Source organism: Nocardiopsis prasina DSM 43845, assembly GCF_000341265.1.
GTDB lineage: Bacteria > Actinomycetota > Actinomycetes > Streptosporangiales > Streptosporangiaceae > Nocardiopsis > Nocardiopsis prasina.
This window is the reverse complement of sequence record NZ_ANAE01000088.1, coordinates 118,972-128,628: the sequence shown is the minus strand read 5'-3', so window position 1 is coordinate 128,628 and position 9,657 is coordinate 118,972. Positions and strand designations below refer to the sequence as shown.

At 70.5% G+C, this 9,657-nt stretch carries 10 protein-coding genes; 4 read left to right on the top strand and 6 right to left on the bottom strand.

The genetic code is table 11. The annotated features are described in order from the left end of the window. Window positions 1–52: 52 nt before the first annotated feature. Window positions 53–574, bottom strand: a complete 522-nt coding sequence (locus D452_RS0106580) for a GNAT family N-acetyltransferase (protein ID WP_017543355.1) — start codon at window positions 572–574, stop codon at window positions 53–55. A 356-nt stretch (window positions 575–930) separates the two neighbouring features. Between D452_RS0106580 and D452_RS0106575 the strand changes: the two genes are divergently transcribed. Together D452_RS0106575 and D452_RS0106570 are read left to right on the top strand one after the other, a co-directional pair. Next, window positions 931–1,434, top strand: a complete 504-nt coding sequence (locus tag D452_RS0106575; RefSeq protein ID WP_017543354.1) for a hypothetical protein — start codon at window positions 931–933, stop codon at window positions 1,432–1,434. A 27-nt stretch (window positions 1,435–1,461) separates the two neighbouring features. Beyond that, window positions 1,462–1,716 carry a hypothetical protein gene (locus D452_RS0106570; protein ID WP_017543353.1) on the top strand — a complete coding sequence of 85 codons (255 nt, stop codon included), beginning with the start codon at window positions 1,462–1,464 and terminating at the stop codon, window positions 1,714–1,716. A 95-nt stretch (window positions 1,717–1,811) separates the two neighbouring features. Here the strand turns inward: D452_RS0106570 and D452_RS0106565 are convergent, their stop codons facing one another. Beyond that, the gene (locus tag D452_RS0106565; protein WP_204366600.1) at window positions 1,812–3,122 is read right to left on the bottom strand and encodes a DUF2716 domain-containing protein; all 1,311 of its coding nucleotides are present in this window, start codon (window positions 3,120–3,122) and stop codon (window positions 1,812–1,814) included. Between the two features lie 500 nt (window positions 3,123–3,622). On the opposite strand from D452_RS0106565, the gene D452_RS0106560 reads away from it, so the two are divergent. Together D452_RS0106560 and D452_RS0106555 are read left to right on the top strand one after the other, a co-directional pair. Further along, window positions 3,623–4,432, top strand: a complete 810-nt coding sequence (locus D452_RS0106560) for a thioesterase family protein (RefSeq protein ID WP_017543351.1) — start codon at window positions 3,623–3,625, stop codon at window positions 4,430–4,432. A gap of 382 nt (window positions 4,433–4,814) precedes the next feature. Then, window positions 4,815–5,984 (top strand): outer membrane protein assembly factor BamB family protein, encoded by a 1,170-nt coding sequence (locus D452_RS0106555; RefSeq protein WP_239646330.1) that lies wholly within the window; start codon window positions 4,815–4,817, stop codon window positions 5,982–5,984. A gap of 164 nt (window positions 5,985–6,148) precedes the next feature. Here D452_RS0106555 and D452_RS0106550 read toward each other — a convergent pair whose 3' ends face one another. The 4 genes from D452_RS0106550 to D452_RS0106535 all read right to left on the bottom strand — a co-directional run bounded on the left by D452_RS0106550 (window position 6,149) and on the right by D452_RS0106535 (window position 9,237). Beyond that, window positions 6,149–6,571, bottom strand: coding sequence for a hypothetical protein (locus D452_RS0106550; protein ID WP_017543349.1), 423 nt, complete (start codon window positions 6,569–6,571; stop codon window positions 6,149–6,151). Window positions 6,572–6,639: 68 nt separating this feature from the next. Then, window positions 6,640–7,536 carry a metal ABC transporter permease gene (locus tag D452_RS0106545; RefSeq protein ID WP_017543348.1) on the bottom strand — a complete coding sequence of 299 codons (897 nt, stop codon included), beginning with the start codon at window positions 7,534–7,536 and terminating at the stop codon, window positions 6,640–6,642. Next, the gene (locus tag D452_RS0106540) at window positions 7,524–8,270 is read right to left on the bottom strand and encodes a metal ABC transporter ATP-binding protein (RefSeq protein WP_017543347.1); all 747 of its coding nucleotides are present in this window, start codon (window positions 8,268–8,270) and stop codon (window positions 7,524–7,526) included. Before D452_RS0106540 ends, D452_RS0106545 begins: the two co-directional genes overlap by 13 nt. A gap of 31 nt (window positions 8,271–8,301) precedes the next feature. Next, window positions 8,302–9,237, bottom strand: a complete 936-nt coding sequence (locus tag D452_RS0106535; RefSeq protein WP_026129030.1) for a metal ABC transporter substrate-binding protein — start codon at window positions 9,235–9,237, stop codon at window positions 8,302–8,304. Window positions 9,238–9,657 lie beyond the last annotated feature (420 nt).

The window sequence follows — 9,657 nt, the reverse complement described above, 5'->3', positions numbered from 1 at the left end:
CCCGGCCCCCCCCCCCGCCACGGAGTCCCGTGACGGGGGCGCTGCGCGTGGATCACACGCCGAAGGCGTCCGGGTACCGGATGGTGCCGCGCGGGGTCGCACGCGAGGGATCCAGCGACAGAGCCATCATGGCCTCGTCGGGAACCTCGAACGGAGCGCGCACGCCGAACCCGGAGGCCGGGGTGAAACCGAACCTCGGGTAGAAGTCGGCGTGACCCAGGACCAGGACGAGGTTCTCGCCCAGGGCGCGGGCCGCCTCCAGACCGGCGCGGATGGCGGCCGAACCGGCGCCGGTGCCCTGGAACTCGGGCAGCACCGAGCACGGAGCCAGCGCCAGGGCCGGGTGGCCGTCGACGTGGCAGCGGGTGAACAGGGCGTACCCGACCAGGGTGCCGTCTTCTGCCTCGGTGACGAAGGACAGGCCGTCGATCCACGCGGAGGTGTCCGCGCGCAGGGCGTCGACCAGGTCGGCTTCGGCCGGTCTCTCGAACGCGGCGCTGTTGATCGCGTGGATCGCGGTGACGTCGGCGCTGGTCTCGGGTCGGGTGGACCAGGCGCGGGTGGGGTGGGACAACGTTGAGGACCTTTGTTTTCGGGGGTCCCGTCGTGTGGTCAGGCCGGGACCCGCTGGTTGGAGGTGCTGGGGGCGTCGCTCGCGGCGGCGCTGGTCGTGACAGTCATCAGTTCACCTCTGTGGGTCCGGGCGGCCGACTCTCGGCGTCGCGGGGTCCAACGCTAGCAGGGGGGGCGGGTGTTCCCCGTGATGAGAGCGTTCGGGTGCGAAGCGGGCGGTGGACCGGGGGTCTTGGAAGGCCTCCGAGCGTCCTGCGTGGAACCGTTCCGATGGCTAGGGTGTCTAACCCACAGGGCTTCGCGGCGTTCGGCGGGCCCGGTGACCCAGGCGGTGCGACGGTAGGGAGAGCCGGAACGGTGGAGCTGTTCGAGGAAGGCGCCAAGGTCCTGACCCAGGAGATGGTCAAGGGCGGATGGACGGTGGTCCAGGGCTGGATCACCCGGGTGTTCAAGGGCGACGAGGCCAAGCGGCGCAGGGCCCTGGACGAGGTGGCGGAGACCCGCCGTGAACTGGACGCCGGTGGCGGGGAGACGGTGTCGGCGGAGGAGGTCGAGCAGACCTGGCGGACCCAGCTGCGCCGGCTGCTGCGTGAGGACCCCGCAGCCGCCGCCGAACTGCGCGAACTCCTGGACGAGGTGGCTCCGTCCGCAGCCGGAGGCGTCACCAACATCGCCCGCGACGTGCACGGCGGGGTGCTCATCCAGGCGGGCACCATCCACGGAGGCGTGCACCGCAACGAGACCCGCTACGACGGCGACCACGTCGACATGAGCGGCAACCGGGCTGGCCGCGACGTGATCGGTACACAGAACAACCACGGCGACCGACGGGGCGAGAGCCGGGGGCACGGGGACGCGTGACTCGGGCGAACGAACGAGGCGCTGGCCGTGCTGGACACGGCTGTCGAGTTCCACTGCCAGGAGCGGGACCCTCACCAGGAGGGGCTCACCCGCTACGAACTCGGGCTGACCTGGGTGGCGGCGGGCGATCCGCTGAAGGCGATCCCGCACCTGGAACGCGCGGTCAAGCTTCTCGGGGAGAACAACGACCCCTTCCGAAGGGGCCGGGCCGCCGGAGCGCTGGCCGGGGCCCGGAGCTCCCCCACCCCTGGGGGAGGCTCGGCGGGGTCCCCCACTCCCTGAGCGTGGCGATGGTCAGCTGCCGCCCGCGGGTGTGCGAGGCGCCAGGGCACCGAACACGGTTTCGGACACGCACCGCCGCGCGCCCCGGACCGGGGTCAGTCGGCCCACTGCCCGTCACGTCGCAGCGGTGGGCCCAGCAACCGGTGGAGATCGGCCTCCGACTCAGTCAGCAGCTCCTGGCCGAAGACGCACAGCGTTCCCTCACCGTGCTCCCAGGGATGGCCGAAGGTCCCCAGGCGCAGGTCCCTGGCGAGGTTGATGTGGTAGTCGCCGTCGGGAACCGTGTGCGCCGGGTGACGCGGCTGCTCCTCGCCCCCGACCCGGCGCGGGTCGTACCGGCGTCCGACGTGCTGCCAGTCCAGGGAGTAGAGGTGTTCGCCCTCCGGGACGCTGGCGGCGAGGGCGCGCCGCATGACCCGGTTCAGCTCGGCGAGGCGTTCGGGATCTCCGGCGACGGCGCGGACCGACCAGGTCACCGAGGGGGTGGGCTCGACGATGCCGGGGAAGACCGTGGCGCTGGGGGCGAAGAAGAAGCGGTTGGTGAACCGGTCCCAGAGGTCGTCGTGTTCGGGGTCGTCGTTGAGCTCGGTGACCGGTCGGGTCGCGGCGGGGGTCCCGTCCGGGGTCCAGGTGTGGGTACGCACGGTGGTGACCTGGTGAAACCCCGATGCCAGGAGTAGTTCGAGCAGGTCGGGCTGGGCCGCGGGGTCGACCTCGGCGGACATGAGGCGGGACTCGGCCTGGGTCCACACCCACCACAGGGGCAGGACGCGGCCGGAGCTGGCGTGGCGGGCCCACTCCCCGAGGAACTCGGGTCGGGGCGCGGTCATGCCCTCAAGGACGACGAAGGGGGTTCCGGTGCGCAGGGTGGCCCAGCTGGCGGCGCGCACGTGGGCCCCGTTGACCAGGGTGAGAGTCCGGTTCTCGAAGGCGGAGCCGTCCGCCTCGTGTTCGGCCAGGGGGCGCCGGTGCGGTCCGGAGCCGGCGGCCAGGCGACGCACGGCCCGGGCGGACACCCGGTCGTTCTCGCGGAGCCTTTCGTCCGGCGGGGGCTGGGTGGTGGGGAGGTCGTCGAGTTCGGCGACCAGGACGGAGCGCTCGGGGCCCGGTGTGAACCCGGCCGCGTCGAGCGCTTCGGCCAGTGCGGGTGGGTCGTGGGCGTGGGTCAGCCATTGCGCGGGTTCGGAGTGCGCGTCGAACCGGTCCCTCTGGCGGGCGACGAGGGCGGGGAGGTCGGTGCGGGTCGGCAGCGGTCCGTGGTCGACGACGCCGTGGGTGCCGTAGTGGGTGCGGACGAGGCGGGCGCCGTCCAGGTGCGGGTCCCGCAGGTGCACCGCCCCGGTCTGGGACGGGGAGGGGAGGTGGCCGCGCAGGTGGGTGTCGTAGGCATGGCGAAGCTCGTGCAAGGTGACAGCCAGGAGGGGTGAGGGGGCGGGAGGGCGGCCCATTCTGCCAGTGCCGGGGCCGGGGTCCTCCACCCGAAGGGGACTGCCGGGAGCCGGAAGCCGGGGTGGCGGTGTCCGATTGTCGGGGGTGGTCCGTAACCTCGCGGTCACACCCACCGAAGCTCTCTGGATCTCGTGACGGGAGACGCCCTCGAGGAGGGACGCCCCGCGTGCCCGTGCCTTCCCCGCGGCCTCCGCTGGTCGGGCCCCAGCGAGGCACGGCCATGGCTGCGGCCTCCTGAGGGCACCAGCTCAGCCGATGCTGGCGGTGCGGCCCACGATGTGCTCCGCTCCCGTGTGTGGTGGCGGGTAACGTTTGTTCGCGGTGACAACGTGGGGCCCGACGTGGCGTTCAGGGGCAGGCGGATCGCGGGTCCTGTCGCGAGTGGCCTCGCCCACAGAACCGAATCCTGTTCGGTCCAGGTGTGGCCAGGGGTTCTACCGCTCGGTAACATTGCATCATGAGCCTTGACCACCCCGCCGAGGGCTACGAGTACGACCAGGACACCCGGGTCGACAAGCGTGCCGACGGCGAGTTCACAGCCACCCTCACCGACGGCTGGACCACCTTCACCTCGCACCCCAACGGCGGATACGTCCTGGGGACGGCCCTCAACGCCCTGAGCCAGACCCTCACCCAGCCCGACCCCCTCGTGGTCTCCGCCTTCTACCTGCGTCCCGCCGCCCCGGGCCAGGCCGTTCTGCGCACCGAGACCATCCGTGAGGGGCGCCGCACGGCCACCGGCGCCGTCGTCGCCGAACAGGGCGGCAAGGAGATCCTGCGCGCTACCGCCACCTACGGCGACCTCACCGCGGAGGGTCGTGAGCTGCACCTGGACGGGCCGCCGGAGCTGCCCGCCCCCGAGGACTGCTACGTGCCCCCGGAGTTCGCGGGCAGGCCGGAGGGCATCACGATCGCCCACCGCATCGACTACCGCTACCCGGAGCGTCCGGGGTGGCTGGACGGGAAGAAGGACGGCCAGCCCCGGACCGACTTCTGGATGCGTTTCGCCGACGGCCGCGATGCCGACGCGCACTCGCTGCCCGCCATGGTCGACTTCGCCGTTCCCGCCGTGCTGGACATCGGCGAGTTCAGCACGATCACCGTGGAGCTGACCGCCCACGTGCGCGCCCGGCCCGCTCCGGGATGGCTGGCCTGCCGGGTCTCCACCAAGCACGTCTCCAACGGCCTCCACGAGGAGGACATGGAGATCTGGGACAGTGAGGGCACCCTGGTGGCCCAGGCGCGCCAGCTCGCCATGCTCCTGTGAGTTCCCGCCCCGCGACCTCCCCTTCGTCGCGGGGCTTTTCGCAGCGGGAAGCGCCTCCTGAGCAGCCCAGGCCACGGCCGCTTCCACAAGACGCGGTGCTGGAGGGGTCCCCGCGGGACGGTGTGGAGAAGGATTGTGTGTTTCTTCGTTCGAGGCGGATCGCGGTCGAACACGAATCCGGGAGGAGCGCGGTGGCCACTCGGTGCCGTGGATGGTGGTAATGGATAACCCGGTCACCACCTGTGCGACGGCGCTTTCCCTTCCTCTCTTCGTGTTCGCCTCCGGGTGCGCACTCTCCGGGGATGGTGGGCTGTCGGCCGTCGACCATCGTGTCCACGATGGCGCGGCCCCGTCACACCCGATACCGGCTGAGGTGTCGCAGGTGGCCTGGCAGTGGAGTACGGGGGATTGGGAGACCAGCCTCATCGATGTGCTGCCCGGTGTGTCCGGGCCCGTGATGGTGACGGGCGATGGCGCCGTCGGCCTGGACGGGGCCTCGGGTGAGGAGTTGTGGAGTTACCGGCTCGAAAACGGGGGTCTCCACCGCGCTCGGACGACACCTGATGGGCAGGAGGTCCTGCTGACCCTGCCGGACACCGCGGTACTGCTCGACGCGGGCACCGGGCGACTGATCGCGGAGCACGAGGGTGACCCGGGCACGTACCTCGCCCGCGCCTCCGCGCTCACCTCGCACGTCGCGGTCACGGACCCCGCGCAGGAGGGCGGTTCGGTGGAGGCCTTCTCCCTGCTCGGAGGCGAGCGGGTCTGGGCCTATGAGCCGCCCGCGCCCGAGGGCAGCGCCGGTGTCACGGTCGAGAACGTGCTCACTGCCGGGGAAACCGTGGTGGTCATCGCGGCCCACAACGACGGCAGCTTCGAAGACGACTCCGTCGACCTGCACGAGCAGGGAATGCTCGCGGTCGGCCTCGAGGGGGAGACCGGTGAGGTCCTCTGGGAAGTGGACCAGGAGTTCGCCGATGACAGCCGAAGCGTCGCCAAGCACGAACTCTCCCCCGGAGCCGAAGCGCTCTTCCTGGAGGTCGGGACCGGAAACCAACGGCACGAGTTCCTGATCGACCCGCAGACGGGCGAGGAGATCAAGGGCGCGGCCTACCAGGACCGGGATCGACACCCCGTCGGGTTGCTCGATGACGGCTACGTCGAGACCGCCGTCGACTATGACGAAGGCACGGTCGAGTACTGGCGCATGTCCTTCGAGGGTGAGGAAATGGCCCGCCTGGAGACTTCCCAGCGCCCGGCCGAGGGTGACATCGACCGCGGGCTGCTTCTCGGGGAGGGTGTGCTTCGGCCGGACTACCTGACCGACCCCGGCCTGGACCGGGGATCAATGAACGTCGAGTTCGCGCGCTGGGACTCCCAGGACGAACCCGCTGTTCTGAACGCGGACATGACCGAGAACGAGGAGTGGTGGACCAGGTCCGAGGGCGGCGCGATGACTCTTCCCGACGCTCCTCGTCTGGTCGCGGTACCCGGAGCCGTGGTGGTGACGGAGGAGACCCCGGGCCCGTGGACCGTGGTCGGCCTCACCTGACGACTCGTACCTGTCGGACACATGGACGCGGTCCGCGAACCGCAGGCGCCTTCCCGTCGCATCGCCCACGCCGAAGCGGGCCCGGGACCCGCTCGACGAAGGCTCTCCCTGTCACCCGCCACCGCACGGGTCGAGCAGGAACAGCGCTTGCCCGCTACGGCTCCCTACGCCTCCTCGGTACGACGGGTGAGGCGCTCCTGGCGCTGCCGGGCGGCCTGGGCGGTGCCCAGCCCCAGACCGAAGGCGATCTCCTGCCAGGTCATGCCCCGCCCCTTGGACATGGTGAGCAGCCCCGACTCCAGCTGGTCGAACTCGGCCCGGGCCCACGGCACCAGGGTCAACGCAGCGGTCAGGTCGTCCTGATCCACGGCAGGGGCGCCCTCATCAGGGAGGGCGCTGCCGGAGGCCAGGTCACTGACGCGGCGGATGGCCTCGTGCGGGGACATCGGCATGCGCGTCCGGTCCCAGCGGAGGCGATCCTCACCGGTGGCGTGGCGTTCGGTGATGCGGAAGAGGGCCTCGTGAACGCGCTTGCGTCGGGCCTGTTCGGGGTCGGGTCGGGTGAAGGTGTCCTGTGGGTTCTCCATGCCATCACTATGCGTTGACAACTAAAGGTTGTCAACATAATGTTCAAAACAGATTGTTCATCGCCTGGTCAGCCGAGGACGCCGGTTCCGCGGCCGCGAGTCCGAAGCGCGCGGACCGCACGCCGCTTCCACACGATCCCCTGTCGGGGGGAGAACAGGTAGGCCAGGGTGAACGCGATCGCCTGGGCCAGCACGATGCAGCCGCCGGTGGACACGTTCAGGTGGAAGCTGGTGAACACGCCCACCACGGCGGCGGCCACAGCCACGGCCGCCGAGATCAGCAGCATCCGCTCGAATCGGTCGGTGAGCAGGTAGGCCGTGGCACCGGGGATGATCACCATGGCCACGACCAGGATGATCCCCACCGCCTGGAGCGCCACTACCACCGTCACCGACAGCAGACCCAGCAGCAGGGTCTCCAGCAGGCGCGGGTTGACGCCGATGGCGTGGGCGTGCACCGGGTCGAAGGCGTACATGGTCAGGTCGCGGTGCTTGTACCAGACCACGACCAGCACCACGGCGGCCAGGACCAGCACCTGGAGGATGTCGGAGTCGGAGACCCCGAGCACGTTGCCGAACAGGATGTGGCTGAGGTCGGTCTGGCTGGGTACCCGCGAGATCATCACCAGGCCCAGGGCGAACATGGCGGTGAAGACCACGCCGATCACGGCGTCCTCCTTCACCCGTGAGGTGCGGTTGACCACCCCGATCAGCGCCACCGAACCGCCGCCGAACACCAGGGCGCCCAGCGCGAAGGGCATGCCGAACATGTAGGAGAGCACCACTCCGGGCAGGACCGCGTGCGAGACCGCGTCGCCCATCAGCGACCAGCCCACCAGTGTCATCCAGCAGGAGAGCACCGCGCAGACCACGCCCGCCACGACACTCACCAGCAGCGCCCGCTGCACGAACTCGAACCGCATCGGCACCGTGAACCACTCCACGAGCGCGATCAGGACGTCCATGAACGTCGCTCCTCACTGGGGTGGATGCCGAACGCCTCGAGGAGCACGTCCGGTCGCAGGACCTTCTCGGGTGGACCGTGCGCGATCACGCGCTGTTGGAGCAGGACCGCCTCGTCGCACAGGGCCGGAACCTGGGCCAGGTCGTGGGTGGACACCAGCAGGGTGTGCCCGGTCTGACGCAGTTGTAGGAGCAGGTCGGTGATGGTGGCCTCGGAGCGTTTGTCCACGCCCGCGAAGGGTTCGTCCAGGAGCAGCACGTCGGCGTCCTGGGCGATGGCGCGTGCGACGAAGGCGCGTTTGCGCTGGCCTCCGGAGAGCGCGCCGATCTGACGGTCGGCCAGGTTTGTGAGGTCGGTGCGGGCCAGCGCGTGGTCCACGGCCTCGCGGTCGGCGGCCCGGGGGCGGCGTCTGCGGCCCATGTGTCCGTAGCGGCCCATCATGACCACGTCCCGAACCCGAACGGGGAAGGCCCAGTCCACCTGCTCGGACTGGGGGACGTAGCCGACCAGGCCCTTGCGGCGGGCGGCGGCGTTGCCCATGCCCAGGAGACGGACCCGCCCGTGGTCAACGGGGACCAGGCCGAGCACGGCCTTGAACAGGGTGGACTTGCCGGAGCCGTTCATGCCGAGCAGTCCGCACACCCGACCGGACTCCACGGACAGGTGGACGTCGTCCAGGGCGAGGACGTCGCCGTAGCGCACGGTGGCTCCGGTCACCTCGATGGCGGCGGTCACCGGTTCTCCTCCCTCATGGCGGTCTCCTTCCTCACACGCCGGCCAGGCCGGCGACGATGGCCTCCGCGTCGTGGCGGAGCAGGTCGAGGTAGGTGGGCACGGGGCCGTCGGACTCGGAGAGCGAGTCGACGTAGAGGGTCTGACCCATGGCGGCGCCGGTTTCGCGGATCACCGAGCGTTGGGCGCTGTCGTTGACCGTGCTCTCACAGAACACGGTGGGTACGTCGTTGTCGCGGACGAACTCGGAGACGGCGGCGATCTGTTGGGGGGTGCCCTCGCGTTCGGCGTTGACCGGCCACAGGTACTGCTCGGCGAGTCCGGCGTCGCGGGCGAGGTAGGAGAAGGCTCCCTCGCAGGTGACCAGAGCTCGGGAGGACTCGGGGACCTCGGCGAGTTCGGTCTCCAGGTAGGTGCCGACCTCGGCGATCTCCTCCTTGTAGGACTCGGCCGCCTCAGCGTAGACCGCCTCTCCCCCGGGGTCGAGTTCAGTGAGGGCGTCACGGATGTTGTCGACGTAGACCAGGGCGTTGTCGGGGGACATCCAGGCGTGCGGGTTGGGTTCGCCCTCGTAGCCCCCCGAGGAGACGGGGATGGTCTCGATGCCCTCGCTCAGTACGGCGGTGGGGGCGTCCACGCGTTCGGTGAACTGCTGGAACCAGGCCTCCAGGCCCAGGCCGTTCTCCAGGATGAGGTCGGCGTCCTGGCCGCGCACGAGGTCGTCGGGGGTGGGTTCGTAGCCGTGGATCTCCGCGCCGGGGCGGGTGAGGGAGGCGACCTGGACGCGGTCGGAGGCGACGTTCTCGGCCATGTCGGCGATGACGGTGAAGGTGGTCAGGACGACGAGGCGGTCGTCGTCGCGGTCGGTTCCGGCGGTGGTGGAACAGGCGCTGAGAGCCAGGGCCAGTGTGACCCCGGGGATCACGGTGGACCAGGTGTTTGAAGAGAACCCATCTCTAAAGTTCGGCACGCCTAACTTTTACCACAAGCGGGTCAAACTGCGCATCGGGGAGCTTGCCGTAAATCGTCGAAGTCGTCAGTCGTCCCCGGTGCGACGGGTGGGATGGGGGCTGATCGAGCCCGGTCCACGAACGAGCCGGAGTGAGGTGTCCGTGGGGCCGCTCGGTTCGACGCGGTGTTCCCGCGCCTCGGGCGTGAGGTTCCGGCGCCCCGAGGTGGGGGGCTCAACGCTTTCGAGGGGCGCAGGGTCGGGGGCGGCCCCGCACGCGGAGGGCAGAGGAACACCAGCCGGTGGTGGTTCGCCGCTCACCGGATCAGCAGCCACCCGCGCCGGAGGCCTGGCGGCCGGACCGGGTGGGCGGGATCGGCTTGGGTGAGGAGGGACGGATGGTTCCCGGTTCGTCGAGCCCGCGTCATCGCTCCGCGGCTC

Coding starts and splice junctions, on each gene's coding strand:
- D452_RS0106550 (WP_017543349.1), bottom strand. CDS start 6,571: ATGGAGAACCCACAGGACACCTTCACCCGACCCGACCCCGAACAGGCC.
- D452_RS0106560 (WP_017543351.1), top strand. CDS start 3,623: ATGAGCCTTGACCACCCCGCCGAGGGCTACGAGTACGACCAGGACACC.
- D452_RS0106545 (WP_017543348.1), bottom strand. CDS start 7,536: ATGGACGTCCTGATCGCGCTCGTGGAGTGGTTCACGGTGCCGATGCGG.